This window comes from Shewanella sp. HL-SH5 (assembly GCF_051163755.1).
Lineage (GTDB): Bacteria > Pseudomonadota > Gammaproteobacteria > Enterobacterales > Shewanellaceae > Shewanella > Shewanella glacialimarina.
Genome location: NZ_CP195038.1, coordinates 1,951,074 through 1,969,835 on the forward strand (window position 1 = coordinate 1,951,074; position 18,762 = coordinate 1,969,835).

The 18,762-nt window shown below is 38.8% G+C and carries 17 protein-coding genes, 1 tRNA gene and 1 pseudogene; 8 read left to right on the forward strand and 11 right to left on the reverse strand.

From position 1 onward, the window contains the following. Positions 1 to 36 precede the first annotated feature (36 nt). Complete coding sequence (locus ACRWQM_RS08505; protein WP_434931860.1) at positions 37 to 1,848, forward strand: AsmA family protein; 1,812 nt, start codon at positions 37 to 39, stop codon at positions 1,846 to 1,848. Then, entirely contained in the window at positions 1,848 to 2,381 is a 534-nt protein-coding gene (locus ACRWQM_RS08510) for a BsuPI-related putative proteinase inhibitor (protein WP_434931861.1), read from the forward strand. The genes ACRWQM_RS08505 and ACRWQM_RS08510 overlap by 1 nt, the downstream gene beginning before the upstream one ends. 72 nt (positions 2,382 to 2,453) lie before the next feature. Here the strand turns inward: ACRWQM_RS08510 and ACRWQM_RS08515 are convergent, their stop codons facing one another. Together ACRWQM_RS08515 and gloB are read right to left on the reverse strand one after the other, a co-directional pair. Next, the gene (locus ACRWQM_RS08515; protein WP_434931862.1) at positions 2,454 to 4,007 is read right to left on the reverse strand and encodes a LysM peptidoglycan-binding domain-containing protein; all 1,554 of its coding nucleotides are present in this window, start codon (positions 4,005 to 4,007) and stop codon (positions 2,454 to 2,456) included. 153 nt (positions 4,008 to 4,160) lie between these two features. Further along, complete coding sequence (gloB, locus tag ACRWQM_RS08520) at positions 4,161 to 4,946, reverse strand: hydroxyacylglutathione hydrolase (protein WP_434932009.1); 786 nt, start codon at positions 4,944 to 4,946, stop codon at positions 4,161 to 4,163. A gap of 126 nt (positions 4,947 to 5,072) precedes the next feature. Between gloB and ACRWQM_RS08525 the strand changes: the two genes are divergently transcribed. Further along, entirely contained in the window at positions 5,073 to 5,768 is a 696-nt protein-coding gene (locus tag ACRWQM_RS08525; protein ID WP_434932010.1) for a class I SAM-dependent methyltransferase, read from the forward strand. Between the two features lie 10 nt (positions 5,769 to 5,778). Here ACRWQM_RS08525 and rnhA read toward each other — a convergent pair. Beyond that, a pseudogene (gene rnhA, locus ACRWQM_RS08530) lies at positions 5,779 to 6,281 on the reverse strand (ribonuclease HI). Between the two features lie 41 nt (positions 6,282 to 6,322). Between rnhA and dnaQ the strand changes: the two are divergent. From dnaQ to ACRWQM_RS08550, 4 genes are all read left to right on the forward strand, one after another. Then, positions 6,323 to 7,051 carry a DNA polymerase III subunit epsilon gene (dnaQ, locus tag ACRWQM_RS08535; RefSeq protein WP_434931863.1) on the forward strand — a complete coding sequence of 243 codons (729 nt, stop codon included), beginning with the start codon at positions 6,323 to 6,325 and terminating at the stop codon, positions 7,049 to 7,051. Further along, a complete protein-coding gene (locus ACRWQM_RS08540; RefSeq protein WP_434931864.1) occupies positions 7,033 to 8,412 on the forward strand; it encodes a TIGR03503 family protein in 1,380 nt (459 codons plus the stop codon). The genes dnaQ and ACRWQM_RS08540 overlap by 19 nt, the downstream gene beginning before the upstream one ends. Positions 8,413 to 8,512: 100 nt before the next feature. After that, a tRNA-Asp gene (locus ACRWQM_RS08545) sits at positions 8,513 to 8,589 on the forward strand. A gap of 302 nt (positions 8,590 to 8,891) precedes the next feature. Continuing rightward, positions 8,892 to 10,085 carry an amino acid aminotransferase gene (locus ACRWQM_RS08550; protein WP_434931865.1) on the forward strand — a complete coding sequence of 398 codons (1,194 nt, stop codon included), beginning with the start codon at positions 8,892 to 8,894 and terminating at the stop codon, positions 10,083 to 10,085. Positions 10,086 to 10,128: 43 nt separating this feature from the next. Here the strand turns inward: ACRWQM_RS08550 and yvcK are convergent, their stop codons facing one another. Then, complete coding sequence (gene yvcK / locus ACRWQM_RS08555) at positions 10,129 to 11,070, reverse strand: uridine diphosphate-N-acetylglucosamine-binding protein YvcK (RefSeq protein ID WP_434931866.1); 942 nt, start codon at positions 11,068 to 11,070, stop codon at positions 10,129 to 10,131. Positions 11,071 to 11,224: 154 nt separating this feature from the next. On the opposite strand from yvcK, the gene ACRWQM_RS08560 reads away from it, so the two are divergent. Next, positions 11,225 to 11,860: a DUF2987 domain-containing protein gene (locus ACRWQM_RS08560; protein ID WP_434926158.1), complete on the forward strand. Its 636-nt coding sequence runs from the start codon at positions 11,225 to 11,227 to the stop codon at positions 11,858 to 11,860. A 146-nt stretch (positions 11,861 to 12,006) separates the two neighbouring features. Here ACRWQM_RS08560 and ttcA read toward each other — a convergent pair whose 3' ends face one another. The 7 genes from ttcA to ACRWQM_RS08595 form a co-directional block, all read right to left on the reverse strand. Beyond that, on the reverse strand, positions 12,007 to 12,951 hold the full coding sequence (gene ttcA, locus ACRWQM_RS08565) for a tRNA 2-thiocytidine(32) synthetase TtcA (RefSeq protein ID WP_434926157.1): 945 nt from the start codon (positions 12,949 to 12,951) through the stop codon (positions 12,007 to 12,009). An 89-nt stretch (positions 12,952 to 13,040) separates the two neighbouring features. Next, positions 13,041 to 13,967, reverse strand: coding sequence for a universal stress protein UspE (gene uspE, locus ACRWQM_RS08570; RefSeq protein WP_434931867.1), 927 nt, complete (start codon positions 13,965 to 13,967; stop codon positions 13,041 to 13,043). A 97-nt stretch (positions 13,968 to 14,064) separates the two neighbouring features. Continuing rightward, positions 14,065 to 14,817 (reverse strand): electron transport transcriptional regulator EtrA, encoded by a 753-nt coding sequence (gene etrA / locus ACRWQM_RS08575; RefSeq protein ID WP_434926155.1) that lies wholly within the window; start codon positions 14,815 to 14,817, stop codon positions 14,065 to 14,067. Between the two features lie 58 nt (positions 14,818 to 14,875). Further along, a complete protein-coding gene (locus ACRWQM_RS08580; protein ID WP_434926154.1) occupies positions 14,876 to 15,562 on the reverse strand; it encodes a sulfite exporter TauE/SafE family protein in 687 nt (228 codons plus the stop codon). Beyond that, entirely contained in the window at positions 15,559 to 15,780 is a 222-nt protein-coding gene (ccoS, locus tag ACRWQM_RS08585) for a cbb3-type cytochrome oxidase assembly protein CcoS (protein WP_434926153.1), read from the reverse strand. The genes ACRWQM_RS08580 and ccoS overlap by 4 nt, the downstream gene beginning before the upstream one ends. Further along, positions 15,777 to 18,173, reverse strand: a complete 2,397-nt coding sequence (locus ACRWQM_RS08590; protein ID WP_434931868.1) for a heavy metal translocating P-type ATPase — start codon at positions 18,171 to 18,173, stop codon at positions 15,777 to 15,779. Before ACRWQM_RS08590 ends, ccoS begins: the two co-directional genes overlap by 4 nt. Positions 18,174 to 18,188: 15 nt before the next feature. Further along, complete coding sequence (locus ACRWQM_RS08595) at positions 18,189 to 18,668, reverse strand: FixH family protein (RefSeq protein WP_434931869.1); 480 nt, start codon at positions 18,666 to 18,668, stop codon at positions 18,189 to 18,191. Between the last annotated feature and the right edge of the window lie 94 nt (positions 18,669 to 18,762).

Genomic DNA, 18,762 nt, shown 5'->3' on the forward strand with positions numbered 1-18,762 from the left:
ATTAGTAATTTACTCATAACAGACTAAGGAATAATGATGAAATTAATTAAATGGTTGGTGGTGTTCATACTCACTGTTGGCATTTGTACAGTACTGTATTTAACATTGTTTTTTAATATTAATGATTTTAAACCACAAATTGTTGATGCGGTAAAAAAACAGACAGGCCGTACGTTAACGATAAACCAGGACTTAAGTTGGAGTTTTTTCCCCTCAATTGGCATCAATATTGGCGCGATATCGTTTAGTAATCCGGACTCATTTCAACCTCAGCACATGCTAGAAATTAATCAAGCAGTTGCCAATGTTGCTTTAATACCGCTACTGAGTCAGGAAATCGAAATTGAACAGTTAGCTCTAGATGGTTTGACCGTTAATTTAGTTACCGATAAAAAAGGAAAAACCAGTTTCTATGGCTTAGGTGAAGACAAGCAAACGACTCAAATACCAGAAGAAGCATCCAACGGTCAAGCGATGGCCTTATCAAGTCTTAATATTGGTGGGATCTCTATAACCAATATGCAAGTTAATATCATTAATCAACAAACCAAAACTGAGCAGCATTTTACATTAAGCTCATTTACGTTAGGTCAATTTTCACTTGGGCAATTTGCTGATATAGAATATGAGTTTGACGCTGAATTGGCTGAAATGAAATTAAGCTCAGCAGGTAAAGGGCAAATTAAAGTTTCAGATAAATTGGATAGTATTTATATCAATCAGTTTTCGATTACAAATAATTTTAAAGGCGAATCGTTACCGAACAAATCGTTACAAGCAGATTTGCTTACCGATGTTGTTATCGCGCTTAATAGTAAAGACGTGACACTCACAATTAGCCAGTTAACCCTTGATAACATTGAAGCTGATGCTAAAGTCGCACTCAATTATGCCAACACTATTCCTGTTATCAAGCTCGATATTGAATTCGGTGATATTGATTTAGACAGCCTACTGCCAAAATCTGCAACAGATGCGAGCGAAGAAAAAGTCGCAACAGTCAGTACGGAAAGTGACAAAGAGCCGGACTTATCTGCACTTAAACAACTTGATTTAACCCTGAATTTAAAAGCCAAGACGATCAAGGTAAATAATTTACTGACTCAAAACTGGCAAATGAATACTGTTATCAAGCAGGGCGTTATTGATTTGAAAAAATTATCAGCAGAACTGTATCAGGGTAATATCACAGTCTCTGCCAAAGTTGATGCTCGTAAAAGTGTGCCAACATATCAATTTGATAAACAAGTTACTGGGGTACAAATACGGCCCCTATTAATTGATTTGGCTGAAGTGGATTTGATATCAGGTATAGCAAACTTTTCTGCTAAGGGTGAAGGGGCAAGTCTTATCCCCAGTAAGCTTAAACAACAACTGTTAGCCAATGGTCAATTTGAGGTTGCTGATGGGTCTTTATACGGTGTTAATATTCCGCAAATGATCCGCAGTGCTCAGAAAAAGATAGCTGGAGACTTATCTGCCCAAGATGCACAGGAGCTTAAAACTGATTTTACCAGTTTAACCGGAAGCTTTAATTTACTTGAAGGCGTATTAAACAATCCTGATTTATCAATGTCCTCACCTTTAATAAGATTAGAGGGTAAAGGTACGGCTAATATTATTAGCCAAAATATTGATTATAAACTGATCACCAAAGTAGTAGGGTCACTTGCTGGTCAAGGCAGTGAGCAAGATACCTTGAAAGGCATCGATATCCCGTTAAGTATAAATGGTAGTTTTCAAGACCCTAAGTTTGCTTTAGACACAGATGCCTTATTAAAAGGCAGATTAAATCAGGAAAAGGATAAATTGAAAGACAGTCTACTCAAAAAATTAGGAGGATTCTAATGCGTAAGGTATTAGGCGCAATAAGCTTATTAGCCTTAATAGGGTGTACTGGCGGCGTTAATTCAGATGTACAGGCTAACCATGCTAAACAAATTAACAAGAAAGTCATCTTAACCGCGGGGAATGAAATGCAAACGATGAATGAATCATTGCTGCATGCCAAGTTAGAGATAAGTCCATATTATCAAGATGCCAAGTCAATGGCGGTTGAGCTAATTGTAACTAACAGAGGCAGTATGGGAGTTGATTTACAGTTCAACTCTGGGATGCAGGCTGATTTATGGCTGCTTGACCCAAAAAATCAGAAAGTTTGGGCATGGTCAGATGACATGATGTTTACCCAGGCAATAAAGCACATCCGTATTGGTGCTGGTAAATCATTGAAATCAAAATTTAATATACCTAGCGATATTTTGGAACAAGTCAACAAAGGTGGTTTTACATTGCGGCCTAAGTTTAAAGGTCTAGTATCAGAAAGTAGCTCACCAGTCGTAAATGTTATTTCTGTGGAGTTATTGTTAGATCGTAAATGATATAGCGTATAAATAAAAAACGGGTTAACTAAGTTAACCCGTTTTTTATAACTCAATAATTTAAACCAGATATTAGCTATTAGCTATTAGCAGTTTTAACATTTGACCCGGCTGTAAATATTTGTTTTTCTGCAAGCTATTCCATTCAATTAAATCAGCAACGGTAACTTTATAGGTTGCTGCAATACGGGCAAGTGAATCGCCGGATTTAACTCTATAATTGACCACTTTCTCAGATAAACCGTTTGTTTGCGCTATTTCATTAGGATAAAAAATTAAGTTTTGACCTATTTTAAGGGATTGATCTTTAGTAAGTTTATTCCACTTGGTTATCTGGGCCACTGTAATACTATTCTTTTTTGCTATATTCCAAAGGTTATCACCTGATTTTACCAAATATGATTGACCTTTAGTACTTGATTTAACTACAGGTTTGCGTGCAAGCTGTTGATCAGCATGTAAACTTTCTATGTCTGCATCTTTAGTTGCTATCGGTATAATCAAAAATCTTCCCGCGGTAATATTATTACCTTTAATACCATTACTGCTACGTATCAGGGTGGGGGATGTCTCAAATTGATCGGCAATTTCGCTGATACTGTCACCGGGTTTAATCTTATAGCGCACCCAGTTAATACGTGAGTCTGGGTCTAAAGACGCAAGTGAGCGCTTAAAGCTTTGGGCATTATCAATTGGGATCGTTAGGTAATGTGGCCCTTCTGGTGCTGTGGCCCATCGTGTTAACCCAGGATTGAGAAGCTTAAGATCTTCGACTGAAATATTAGCCATTTCGGCCGCTAAGTTTAAGTCTAGTTGGCTTTCAATATTCACCATTTCAATACGCGGCTTATTTTCAATTGCCGCCAAGTGAATACCTAACTCAGATGAGTTTTTTACTATATCAGCAAGTGCTAATAATTGTGGGACATAATGTGCAGTCTCTTTTGGTAGTTTTAACATCCAAAAATTTGTTTCAGTCCCTTGATTTTTATTTCGCTTTATCGCGTTTAGCACTCGTCCTTCGCCTGAATTATAGGCTGCAAGGGCATAAATCCAATTGTTATCCATTTTGGCATATAGATATTCTAATAAGTCTAAAGCTGCGATTGTCGATGCCCGGATATCACGTCGACCGTCATACCACCAATTGGTTTTTACTTTAAAAGCTGCTGCGGTAGGTAATGTTAATTGCCATAGTCCTGATGCATCACTGCTTGATGTTGCAGAAGGGTCGAATGCGCTTTCAATAATGGGTAACAGGGCGAGTTCTGTGGGTAAATTTCGCTTTTCAATTTCTTCTAGAATGAAGAACAGAAAAGGTTCTGCCCGTTGGGTCACCACTTCTAAATGCTGTGGATTTTCGATAAATTTTTGACGGTAATACTCAACTAACTCTTTATCAGCAATGCGCAGTTGCATGCCATCTCGAATACGCTGCCAAACATCATTGGCTTGGGCTAAATCATCTTCAATGTCTTCTATTGAAGTAGGTTGCTGGCTTGTTTTGGTAGGAACTTTTACTAAAGCGGTTTTGATAACAGGATCGGTATCTATATCATGCTTTACTGATTGACAGCCTATAACTAATATAATACTAGCTGCAAGCAATGTTAACTTTGTTTTCATTAAATAAATATCCTGAAATAAAGGCACAACACCTTGATTTGATACAATTATATTCTAGTTTTTTGAGATAGTTTTTCTCAGTCAAGAAAAGCCGAATTAAACATTGTAAAAGAAAATATATTTAATGTCTTATTAAACTCTGTTTATATAGGATTAAAAGTTATCTTTCCATAGCCTTAGGTTTTTAAACACTTGAATTTCATCATTAAGTTTTTCATTTAAATGTGATTCAACAGCTGTTTTAACGGCAAGGTCATCGCATTGAAGAAATGGATTAACTCGCTTTTCTAAACCAATACTGCTTGGAATCGTGGGTTTATTATCATTTCTCAATGCGTTAACTTCACAGACGTAATCTTGTAAAACCTGATTATCAGGCATGACAACAGTAGCAAAAGTCAGATTTGATAAGGTATATTCGTGGGCACAAAACACTTTTGTCGCATCTGGTAATTGAGACAAGATAGACAGCGAAAGTGACATCTGCTGTGCAGTTCCCTCAAACAATCGGCCGCATCCGCCGCTAAATAATGTGTCACCACAAAATAAATTATCATCCATAATATAGGCGATATGTCCTCGAGTGTGTCCGGGAACACTAATGACCTTTATATCTGTATTCCAATCTTTAATGTGTAGTATATCAGTTTGATGTTCTGTCAATTCTATCGGCTGAGTCAATCCTGTAATTGACTCATTATAGGGGCCGAAAACGGTTAATTTATCTTGATAATAGCTTTGTAATAATCTGATACCACCAGTATGATCATGGTGGTGATGAGTAATGAGTATGCCGGCCAACTGAATGTTGTTTGCTGTAAGATAATCAATCACACTTTGGCCACAACCAGGATCAACAACATATGCATGGTTTGAGTTATATTGAATTAACCAAATATAATTATCATTAAAGGCGGCAATACGGTGGATTTGATACATTATCATTCTCGAGTTTCATCATTCGTTTTGATAGAGTAAACATATCAGCGACTTTGTTCAATAATATGCGCTTTTTAGGAGTTCAATTTGCTAGATGGATCAGATGTTAATGACGCAACAACACCCATGATTTGGCAGGATTTTGCATGCGGTGATTACATTGAATCTGAAATCAATTTAGCCCTTAAAGCCTGGTGGCCAAGGCTATTTGGCTATCATTTATTGAAGTTAGGTCCTTTAAGCTCTGCTATTAACAGCCTGCATTGCCAAATAAACTATCATTTTAGTGTGTACCAAGACCCAAAAGCTTCGATTAATGCCAGCCCAAAACACTTACCCATACAACAAAATTGTATTGATGCGGTACTCATGACGGCCTTACTTGAATATGAGTCAGACCCATATCAAATTCTCAGGGAAGTGGACAGGGTAATTGTCTCGGGAGGATATGTTATCATCGCAGGCTTTAATCCTATTAGTCCTGCTTTTTTTGGTAAATTAATGCCAAAGTATCAATCTCAATTGCCCTGGAGTGGTCATTTCTATATGCCATCAAGAGTGAAAGATTGGTTAGGCTTATTGGGTTATCAAGTATTAACCGATGATCGTTTGGTGTATCACCATTTGTTGACCCAATTCCCTAGTAAATTCGGCTGGCATAACCGACTTCAAAACTGGTTGCCTAGTACTGGCGGTATGTATTTGATTGTGGCGCGAAAACTTGACTCACCCTATACACCTATACGCGATAAACAAAAGATTAAAGCCCCTAATTGGTCCACCGCGCCTTCTGCTGGGCGCTCTGGATTAAGAGTTAAATAGCGGGTTGATGTTAACTGGCTTGATAATGAATATCTTTTTGTAGATTTTTACCCATAGCAGCATTTCGGGCTAAGTCATCACATCGCTCGTTTTCAATTTGGCCAGAATGTCCTTTCACCCAACGCCAGTCAATTTGGTGTTTTTGACTGGCAGCGTCAAGACGCTTCCATAAATCGACATTTTTAACTGGTTCGTTAGCTGAGGTTTTCCAATTTTTTTCTTCCAGCCATGGATCCACTGAGTGATCCCTTTACGCATATATTGACTATCACTTATCAAAATAATGTTACAAGCATCAAAAAGTGACTCTAAGGCTACAATTGGCGCTAATAATTCCATCCTATTATTGGTGGTAAGTTCAAATCCGGCAGACAATTCTTTTTGCTTTTGCTTATAGATCATCACGACACCATAACCGCCAGGACCTGGATTGCCAAGGCAAGAGCCATCGGTATAAATATGAAGTTGTTTTAGTTCAGTCATTGAATTGATACACTTGCTTTTAAGTAACATTTTGGCGCTAGTATACTCATAACCTTAAGATGACTAAATAAATGAATATCATTTCTTCAGCACCACGACAAATTATTCTCGATACAGAAACAACCGGCATGAATCAAGCTGGCGGCCCAATTTACATTGGTCACAGGATCATAGAAATAGGCTGTGTTGAGGTGATAAACCGTCGCTTAACGGGACGTATATATCATCAGTATATTAACCCCGGGCAAGCTATCGATCCCGAAGCCATTCAAGTTCACGGCATAACCGATGAACGTGTTGCGGGTGAGCCTAGATTTCATCAAATAGCGCAGGATTTTATTAACTTTATTGATGGAGCTGAAATTGTTGCGCATAACGCAAACTTTGATGTCAGCTTTATGGATCATGAGTTTTCTAAACTTAATCCAGTCGGTCCTAAAACCAAAGATATCTGTCAAATCCTCGACTCGTTAGCGATAGCTAAGCGTTTACACCCAGGTCAGAAAAACAATCTAGATGCGCTTTGTCGCCGTTATGGTATTGATAATACTCGTCGTACCTATCATGGCGCATTACTTGATGCTGAAATTTTAGCGGATGTTTATTTGATTATGACTGGTGGTCAGATCAAGTTTAATTTATCCAGTGAAAAAGCAGGACAAGAGGCCGGTGGTATTAAAAGAATTGATCAAAATGCGTTTAATCTTAAAGTGATCCGCGCATCGGCCGATGAGATAATATTACATGAACAAAGACTTGATTTAGTTGCTAAATCAGGAAAATGCCTCTGGAGAGGATAATTCACTTAATGAAATCAATGGGTGTTTACACGTTAACGATACTTGCTAGCCTTTGTTGGTCTATTTCAACAGGCAGCTATGCGGCTGTCGCTAATTCAACCACAATGAGTAATTATGTGCCCGCACCCTATGCGATGGAACTGAAAAATAGGTTCAGAATCGATCATAAAGTTGACCAGGTTACGTTAATTGTTCAACGTAATTATGGATCATCCCCCGTGGTTATCGTGCAGCCAGATGGCAGTAAATGGTACTCATCTAGACACCCTGAATCCGTAAAATGGGTAGATGGCATTACTGGCGATATCATTTCAATAGCTAATCCAACGCCAGGTCCATGGCAATTGCTTGGTGATGTTTTACCCGGTTCAACTATTGAAAAAGTATCCAAAATTAACATTGATGTTGAACCATTGCCGCAACCTTTATACCAAGGTGAGCGATTAAAAGTCCTTGCACGATTAACCGCTGATGATTTAACCATGCGGATGCCAGGTTTAGAGTTTATGATTGAGTGGACATCAAAGTTTACTAGCCAACATTTACCCACTGATGATAATTTTGCCACTGGTACTATTATAGTTGGAGCATATAAAGACAATGGTGAAGACTTAGATGAACGACCTGATGATGGCATTTTTACTGGCAGTACTAACCTAGAACAACCGTCAGGCCATTATGTATTAAGTGTTACAGCGAGAAACAACATATTTGAACGTGAATATAGTATGCCTTTTTTACTGTCTAAGCAGCCTGTAAACGTAAAAATGGTTGCTCCAGAAGATCCACTAACGGGAACCTGGTATTTAGAGGTTTTGGTCAATGAAGCCGAAGTCTTATTGTCTCAAACCCATATTCAATTTGAGCTTGTTGGTCCTGCAGGTTTGCATGTGCCCGTGGTATTAATGGGAGTGCCAACACCTGAATATATGTTACCTCTGCCTTCAGTTTCAGCGTTTGGTAGTTACCGTGTAAAAGGAACTGTGGCGAGTACTACTATTCGTGGGCGAGAAATACTGCTCAATATCCCTGAAATGTTTTTTAATCTGGTTGAGCCACCGCCACCGCCGCCAAGTGCGGAAGAGTTAGCCGAGAAAGCGGCTGTTATCGCAAGGGCAGAAGAAGAAAAGGCTAAAGAAGATGCTGTTTTTTTAATTGCAGTGATAAACGGGGTATTGTTTTTTCTCGGGATCATAGGCTTTATTATCTGGCGTAAAAAGCAAGCTCTTTCAAAAGCGTTAGCTGCTGCAGAGATTAGATTACAGCAAGAAGAGCTTGAAACTGGCAAAAAGAAAAAAGATGATAGTTTAGATTTAGATCTCGATGATATTGATTTGACAATACCAGATGATAAAAACTAATTGGTTATTTTTTAGCTAATCAAATTAAAATGTTATAAATATCTATTGACGGCATAAACAGACAACTTTATTATTCTCAACGTTAGATTAAAAAGAATTTGGAGCGGTAGTTCAGTTGGTTAGAATACCGGCCTGTCACGCCGGGGGTCGCGGGTTCGAGTCCCGTCCGCTCCGCCAAATTAGAGAAAGCCTCATCAAATGATGAGGCTTTTTTTATGCCCATTGCAAAGTTTATTGTTATAGCAAGGGTGTTTTTTAAAAGCGACTTTGATTCAACTATAATATTGATATGCCATATTGATTTCATATTTAGCAATAATTAACCATTATTTTGCTGCATTCACATTTAAGTGTGTTTTTTATCTCAACATTCAAAAATCTCACTACTCAGATCTGAACAGCAGTGGTATAAATATCGAAACCACCCAGTACTCGAATCAGTACTCAATCATGTAAGTCACTATTTTAGGAATGTTGTAATGATTTTCTCTCAAGTATCCCAAGCTCCTGCTGATCCCATCTTAGGTTTAACCGATGCATTTAAAGCTGACCCTCGTGCCCATAAGGTTAATTTAGGTGTTGGTATTTATAAAGATGAGGCTGGTCAAACCCCAGTACTCACATCGGTAAAAAAAGCAGAAGCTAAGCTTTTAGAAGTAGAGAAAAGTAAAAACTACCTTGGAATAGAAGGTGTAGAGGCTTACAACAAAGTAGTGCAAACATTATTGTTTGGTGAAAACAGCTCACTTGTTACTAATAACCGTGTTGTTACCGCTCAAGCACCGGGTGGAACAGGCGCATTACGTGTTGCTGCTGAGTTTTTATCAACTAACACCACATCTAAAACCATTTGGGTCAGTAATCCTACCTGGGCAAATCATCAAAATATTTTCGAAACAGCCGGCTTGACGGTTAAGCAATATCAATATTATGTAGCTGAAACCCATGACATGGATTTTGATGCTATGGTTGCTGACTTATCTGAAGCAGCACAAGGTGACATCGTGTTATTACACGGTTGTTGTCACAACCCTACAGGTATTGATTTAAACATTGAACAGTGGAAAGTTATAGCGCAGCTTTGTCTTGAACAAGAATTATTACCTTTATTTGATTTTGCATACCAAGGTTTTGGTACTGGTATTGAGGAAGATGCGCAAGGCTTACGTGCCGTTGCTGCTGTTGTGCCAGAGTTACTAGTGGCTAATTCATTTTCAAAGAACTTTGGATTGTATAATGAACGTATTGGTGCTGTGACATTAGTCGCGCAGGATCAAGCTACTGCAGCTCGCAGTTTTAGCCAAATTAAAAGAACTATTCGTGCAAACTATTCAAACCCTCCTGCACACGGTGGTTTGATCGTTAGCACTATTTTGACCGATGCTGACTTACGTCAAGAGTGGGAAAGTGAGTTAACTGCGATGAGACTGCGTATTGGAGAAATGCGTCTACTATTTGTTGAGAGCTTAAAGGCTGAAGGGGTGACCCAGGACTTTAGCTTTATTTCACGTCAAAATGGTATGTTTAGCTTTTCAGGTTTAAGCAAAGAACAAGTCAATCGACTACGTGAAGAATTTGCTATTTATATTGTGGGTTCGGGTCGTATCAGTGTTGCGGGACTGACCAAAGATAACATGCCTTCAGTATGTCGAGCCATTGCACAGGTTTTATAACACTCAATAATTTCGCAATAGGGTTATGAAACGAAAGGGACTACTAAGCAGTCCTTTTTAATCCTTTAAATCTACTAACACTACAAATAGCATCTCCTAAAGCTAGTTTATCGTGTAAACCTTTGTGATGTGAACTGACTAAACTAAACTGATGAAAGTTAACCTTAGTGCCTGAACAGACTTTAGTGGTAACAGCAGGTGATTTTATATCACAATGTTGGATCACATCACTGATGATATCCTTGCCTACAATTTGATTAACCCAACCAATTTTCTCTTCAATACTAAATTGATTTGCTACCGAATATTCATCCGTTAAATTATCAATAAAGATGACTTTAGCCTGCGATGCTCTAATATATTCCGTAACTTTTGGCAGTAATAAGGGGGGCAGAATACTGGTCAAAAAGCTCCCAGGCCCGAGAATAATCAAATCAGCATCTTTAATGGCTAAGCATGCTTCAATGGTAGCCTCAACTTGCGGCTCTAAACTTAATGCTACAGGTGCCTCTATCATTTCATCTACATTTAGCTCTCCAATGACCTTTTTACCACAACCCATTATTGCCGTTAAATGAGTCGAGGCTTCGGACATAGGAATAATAGAGGTATTTATCTTAAGTATGGTACGCACTAAATTGACCGCATCTAATGGTCGAACACAAAGTTGGTCAAGGGCATGCAAAATAACATTACCTAAGTTATGACCACTTAATTCATTGGTGCCGGTAAAACGGTGATCAAAAAGACAGGCACTTAATGAAGGGCGAGGGGTTAAATGAGACAGACAATTTCGTAAGTCGCCCCATGCAATAGTCTGTTGGTCTTGTCTTAAACGTCCTGTAGAACCACCATTATCTGTTGTGGCAACAATGCCGGTTAATCGATTACCTAAAAAAGATAACGAGGCAAGGACGCGACCCAATCCATGACCGCCACCGATAGCAACGACTTTGTTATAGCTTGATAAACGTTGATTTAACATATAATTACTTGTCTCTTTCCATGAGAAATTAACCAATTGAGTGTGATAGAATAAGCTTTCATTGATTGTATTATACATTACGACAAGACACGCTATAAACATGTGTTTTATACCATATTTGATAGGTGTTTATTGTCCAAACAGGATTATTGATATGTTGTTGCGCAAGTTAGTTGTTTTGGGGATCACATTATGTTCATTTAGTGCCTTTAATGTGATGTCAGACACCGTTTCGTTAGAATATAATAGTTTTTATAATCCACTTAAGCGGGTTAATAAAGGCAGTTATCCGAATGTTGAATTAGCATTTAGTGTTCCAAAATCAGATAATTGTAAAATTATTTCAGGAAATATTACTACTGAGTCGCAATCATTTCCGCTAACGTATACTCAAGAGCAGCGTATATATATTCCATTCAATGAAGATTTAAAGTCAAATCGCGGCCTAATTAATATTGAAGTGCAGGGTGACTCTAGTCAGTGCGGTATAGCAATGCAGGTTAGAGCACGTGAAGCTCTTAGCGAATATCGCAATAATCAATTGCAATTAGTGTTAAATGACATGAATGGTCTGCTTGATTCTTTACAAGGTTTTCCAATGAAGTACTTTAGAAAACCACTGTCTGGTTTAACATTTGAGTTTGCAAATGATAAACCCATCATTATGACGTTGAATGGCGAAACTCAGCAGATCAATGAACACTTTACCTTAAGCAGTGAAAAGATTGCATCCTTGATACATTTAACATTTTCAGAAAAGCCAAGCGTAGTGAGCCCCTGGGTTAATTAATTTTGAAAAGTGACTTAACTATTTTTATAGATGCCGAATTGAATTGCCAGTTCAATGGAATATAGCTGACTATCATTGCACACAACATTGATCAGAAAAACAAAAAGCCCTGAACTCACAGGGCTTTTTATTAAGTGATTATTTTTTTATGGTTTAAATGTCGTCACAATATCAATGCGCTGTGCAGCATCAAGATCGATATGCCCATTGTTGCTAATATCTAGAAAATCAAACGCGGGTAAGTCAGACTCAGCAACATCCCCTTTTAATGGGGCGTCAGCATCGCGTTGTAAACTTAAAAAATCAAATTGGTCGCGATCAACACCTTGGGACGGCGCAGTATTTTGCATAGCGGTAAAGATAGTTTCAATTCTACCTGGATACTGTTTATCCCAAAGGTTAAGCATATCTTTTATCGCACCGCGCTTTAAGTTTTCCTGTGAGCCACATAGATTACACGGAATAATTGGAAACTCTTTTAAAGTTGCATATTCCGCGATATCTTTTTCACGACTGTACGCCAAAGGTCTAATCACCATGTTAGCACCGTCATCAGAAAGTAACTTAGGTGGCATTGCTTTCATTCTTCCACCATAGAACATATTTAAAAATAATGTTTCTATGATGTCGTCCCTATGATGTCCCAGGGCAATTTTAGTCGCGCCAATACGCTGGGCAAAGCCATACAAAGTACCACGACGTAGTCGAGAACATAAAGAGCAGGTGGTTTTACCTTCAGGTATTTTATCTTTAACGATAGAGTAGGTGTCTTTTTCTAGAATGTGATACGCAATGCCTAGCTTGTCCAAATAGGCAGGTAAAACATGTTCTGGGTAACCGGGCTGTTTTTGGTCAAGATTGACGGCAACAATATTGAATGAAATTGGCGCTCGTTTCTGAAGCTTAATTAAGATATCAAGCATGGCATAACTGTCTTTACCGCCAGATAAGCAGCACATAACTAAATCACCATCTTCAATCATGTTGTAGTCGGCAATTGCACTACCAACTTCGCTACGTAAGCGTTTTTCCAGCTTGGTCATACGGGTGATATTTTGTTTAACTTGATCGAGTTGTTCTACTTCAGACATAAAAATGCGCCCAGTAACTGTGTGTTTCAGGGCGCGTATTATTCCAGTAATATCTTACTGGGTAAAGTAGAACTCAAAGATAGCCTGAGTTATTCAGCTAAAGGTGATTTGTAACCGTCGGGTTTGAGCGCTAATAAATCACAATTTAAGCTATCAATAACATGTTCAGCAGTATTACCTATTAATGCGGCTGAAAAACCAGTACGGCCAACTGTGCCTAAAATAACTAATTCAGCATCCAGTTTTTCAGCAAGTTCTGGAATAACATCCTCTGGTAATCCTTCTTCAACATGACAATTTTCATAATCAATATTGTATTCTTGGGCAATATAACGAACACGTTCTTCATGCTGGACTCTAACACTGTCGTTATAGGCATTGGCATCAAAGTCTGGTAGTTCAATAGCAAGGTTAACCGGCGTACCGGGATAGCCATTGACCAGATGAACTTCGGCGGAAAACTTAACCGCTAAGTCTTGTGCATAACGGATAATCTTGCCGTTTAAATTTTGCTGATCTTCATCTTCTGATGCGACATTAACGGCACAGAGGATTTTTCCTGCAACTGGCCAAGCGTGTTCTTTTACCATTAATACCGGTTGCGGGGCTTTACGCATAAGATGCCAATCTGTCGGGGTAAAAATAACCGCCTTCAGTTTGTCATGTGCGTGTGTGCTTTTAACAATTAAGTCGTAATCCCCAGCGATAGCATGATTAATGACAGATTCGAAAGGGCGGTTATGCCAAACAACCTGGCAATCAATAATATCAGGATTGTTTGTTTGTAAAATTAGCTCATTTAGCCATGCGGTGCGTTGGTCAATAACACCTTGTCGCATGGCTTCTCTCTCTTGGGCTGACAGTATTGAAGTCATTTCGTAGGAGAAATCAAAAATAGATAAGAAAGCGGTAATCTTAGCTTGGCTTTTTGAGGCTAGCTCAATGGCTCTGTCTAGTGCTGCTTGATGGTCTGTTGTAGGGTTAATAATAACCAGTATTTTTTTATATTCCTTCATATAACCTCCAAAGCCTTTAAATTTAGTGAGTTAGTAATATATATTAGTATCACCTTTTACTCATTAACATAACTTGAACTAGATCAAATAATCATCATTAAGTGGCGATCCGCGCATGTCCTGCCAGCAATCCTAATGCTTGATGATCCACTATTGAAATGTATTTACCATTAACTTCAATGAGACCGGATTTTTGAAAACGGCCTAATAAACGGCTTATGGTTTCAACCGTTAAACCCAGATAATTACCAATATCACCACGAGTCATGGTGAGTCTAAATTCTTTAGGTGAAAAACCACGACTACCAAAACGATTGGCTAAATTATTAATAAAGGCCGCAAGACGTTCTTCAGCATTTTTCTTGGATAACAATAAAATCATTTCTTGATCGCTCATGATTTCACTGCTCATTAAACGCATAATTTGTTGGCGTAATTTGGGCATAACACCTGACAGTTCATCTAAGGTATCGTAAGGAATTTCACATACCATAGATGTTTCTAATGCTTGAGCAAAACTTTGATGAATTTGCGAGTGAATGCCATCAAACCCAATAACGTCACCCGCTAGATGAAAACCGGTAATTTGTTCATCACCTTGTTCGGTAATGGTATAGCTTTTAATTGTACCGGAGCGAATAGCGTATAGCGCCCGTAAGTTGTCGCCGGATTTAAAAATTTGGTCGCCTTTTTGAACCGGTTTTTTACGTTCGATAATATTATCCAGTTTATCGAGTTCTGAATCATTCAATGTGAAAGGAATGCAAAGTGTCGACATGCTACAGTCATGACAATGAATAGCATTACCTCCAGAATTTGGACGACGAACTTTGTTTTGATCACTTGGCATAATGGTTCCTAAATCATATCAACAATATCATGGTAAACTAAATCAAATTGGCCAGCCACTAAAGTTGATAAATAGCGACGTAGATAGTCTGTAAACCAAAACCAATCAGTAATAAGCCACTTATGATTCTTACCGATTTTCTCTGTACCCAATTTGCTAATTTTTTTGCTGCAAGTCCTGCAGTTAACAATGCAGGTAGGGTGCCTAAGCCAAAAGCTAGCATAATAAGCCCACCTTGAAGTGCACTGCCTGAAGCCACTGACCAAGTCAATGTACTGTAAACTAAACCACAGGGTAACCAGCCCCAAACCATACCCGCAAGTATGGCTTGGCTAGGGTGCTGAATAGGTAGAACCTTCTTTGTTAAAGGTTGTATTACCGCCCATAAACCTTTACCTATTTTTTCAATATAAACAATACCAAACCAAATTTGAGCAATGTATAAACCGGTAATAATCATCATAATACCGGCAAAAAAGCGCAAATATAAAAGGTAGTCGTCGACCGCAAACATTGCGCCAAGTGCTGCAGTGCTACCGCCGACAATACTTCCTGCAATGGTATAGCTTGTGATGCGGCCAAGATTATAACTCAGCAAAAAACTTAACTGATTTGCCAGCTGATTACCTGCACGATTAGGAAGGTTAGCTGAAAAAGCACCTATCAAGCCACCACACATGCCAAAGCAATGTGCCGCGCCCATTAAACCTACTAGAAATGCACCAACGAAGTTAAATTCAATCACAAAGGAGTCTCTGGTTTTTCATCACTGTCTTTATGTTTGGCGTTATCGGAATGTGAGAGCTGTTTAGCTTGTTGCTGATTGTCATCATCAAATAAAATCGACACACTTTGTCTGTCCAGATCGTCAAATTGTTCACTTTTAACGGCCCAAAAAAATACACCCACTGCAATTAATACAAATACCATCGCAATCGGGATTAATACATAAATAATAGTCATAATTTAAGCCTTAGCAGTCGTAAACTGTTACTAACAACAATGATAGAACTTACCGACATACCGATAGCGGCAATATAAGGCACCACATGTCCAGTGACCGCAAGCGGTAAAATAATCACATTATACCCAAAAGCCCACGCTAAGTTTTGTTTAATAATTCGATTGGTATATTTTGATACTGTAATAGCGTCATTGAAACGGGAGAGGTGGTCGCCAAGCAAGATTAGATCGGCACTGTTTTTGGCTATTGCGCTGCCACTTCCCATTGCAACCGAAATATTCGCTCCAGCTAAAACCGGAGCATCATTTATTCCATCACCAAACATGGCAACTTGTTTGGTTTGCTGTAACTGGTTAATTAAATCTAACTTTGATTGTGGGCTCAGTCCTGAATGCACATCAGTAATACTAAGCCGCTTGGCTAAGAAGTTAGCATGACCAGAGCTGTCTCCTGTCGCCATACTTACCCCAATAGATTGATCTTTTAAGGTTTGAATCACTTTTTGACTGTCAGGCCTAATGTCATCGTTTAATTCAAATGAAGCCACCAACGCATTAGCAATACTTAAATACACATGTTGATGCTCAACACTTTTCTGATTAGGCAGATGTTCAGTTGCTTGCAAACAAAAAGCTAATGACCCTAACTTAATGGGCCTGCCTTTTAAATACCCTTGAACACCTTGGCCTACTTCATGACGTATGTCATCAATAACCTGATTAATATCGTGGTAAGGGATAAACACCTGCGCAATAGGGTGCAATGAACCTTGCTCTAATGTAGCCGCTAAAGATAAAGCACTGCTTTGATCAATATCTGCAAATAATTGCACAGAGCCCAGCGACAGTTTACCGCATGTCAATGTGCCTGTTTTATCAAATACGACATGATTGATGTTAGGCAGTTTTTCAAATACACCGGACTTTCGAGTAATAATGCCTAATTTAGTAAAAATTGCTGTGGCACAGGTCACTGCTGTTGGCGTGGCTAGCGCAAGTGCACATGGGCAAGTAGCCACTAAAACAGATAGGGTCACCCAAAATGCATCCTCAGGTGAAATTTGTAGCCAAATAAAATAGGTGAAGGTAGCAATAGTTAAAATAGTGGCCGAAAAATAGCGGGCTAATCTATCTGCTAATAAGGCAATGTTAGGCTTATTATTAGAGGCAAACTCTTGTAATCGAATAATTTCAGCAACTAATTGATCTTGGCCTAATGCAGTCACTTCAACTTCAATTGGCTGGTCAACATTGATTGTTCCTGCATAAACCTGCTGATTAGTTTGCTTTAACACCGGCATTTGCTCACCTGTGAGCATAGATTCATTAAGACTTGATAAACCTTTAGTAATGATACCGTCTGCCGCAACAATATCGCCAGGGCGAACTAATATAATATCGCCCACTTTAAGTCTTTTTGCTGCAACCTCTATTGCTTGTCCATCTTGCATAACATGTGCAGTGACAGGTACCAGCTTATGTAAGTTACTTGAGCTAACAGATGCTTTTTGTTTTGCTTGCTGCTCGAAGTAGCGCCCCAATAACAAAAAGAAGGTAAACATAGAAACAGATTCAAAATACACTTCGCCATTACCATTAACCGTTGCAATGCAACTTGCTATATAAGCACCTGCAATGGCAATAGACACAGATAAGTCCATGTTCAATTTACCTAACAGTAGGCTGCGAATAGCGCTAAAATAAAAAGGCTGTGCAGAGTAGAATACTACCGGAGCGGCAAATATCATGCTTACCCAGCGAAAGTAATCCCTAAGTTCTACATCTAAAGCTGAAAAATAGCCTGAATATAAGGCGAGGGCAAACATCATGACCTGCATGGTTGCAAAACCCGCTAAACCTAAACGCAGCAAAAATTTTCTGCTTTCAGCTTTACTGAGTTTTTCTTGGTCATCAACTTGATAAGGTGCCGCCTGATAACCAATGTCGCTGATTTGTTTTAATATATGACTTAACTCAACATCGCCTGCATGCCATGTTACTATGGCGCGTTGAGTAGTTGAGTTAACATTAATGCTGGCAACACCTGATAAGGTTTTAACTTTATGCTCAATTAGCCAGGCACACGCAGCGCATGTTATACCATCAATAGATAAAGATAGGCTTTTAAGGGTACCCTGTTGGTGTACTAAATCCTGCTGTACTTCGGGTAAATCATAAGCACTGAATTGATTTAATCCCTCGGGAATGAGCGCACTTTGCTTATTGCCTGGCTCACTTCTAAATCGATAATAGTTAGTTAATCCTGCATCGATAATCGCTTGAGAAACGGCCTGACAACCTGGGCAGCACATTAGTTGTACTTGCCCATCAATGAGTGTGGTGAATTTATCTGCGGTTAAAACCGGTTCATTACAATGAAAACATGATGTCATTAGGCACAGCTCGGGTTAGTTTAACCAATACTCAACGTTATCTGTTATATCTATACGTTGCTGAATGCGCCATGTAGCATCAAAACCTTCAATACGAATTTCCCAAGGGCCCATAATAGACTCATCTAGCGGGATCCGATAAATACCTGAACCATCAGCAGTCACTTTTAAATCAATATCTTGTGTTTCAAGCGTTCTGTGATAAAAATTGATACTCAAAGCAGCAGTATAGGCGGGGCCTCCGTGCTGGGTTATCTCAATCATATTGTCATTAATTTTCGCCAAATACTGCATACCAATTTTTTTTGCATGGTTTATTTTACGTAAATCTTGGTTAATGGCTTTACCTTCTTTGTAGTATTCTTCTGCCACTAATGAGTCAGAGTTATCTAAGGCGATATACAATAAGTTAAAGCTGGCAACAACGGCACAAAGTGGCAATATGATTAAAAACCAAGGCCAAAACTGCTTATACCAGGGTTGAATATCTGACATGGGGATTCCTAAGTTAGTCTGATTTCTATAAGACTATTTTACAGGTTAACTGCTTAATTATCACTTAAAAAAAAGGCCTCGTTTGAGACGAGGC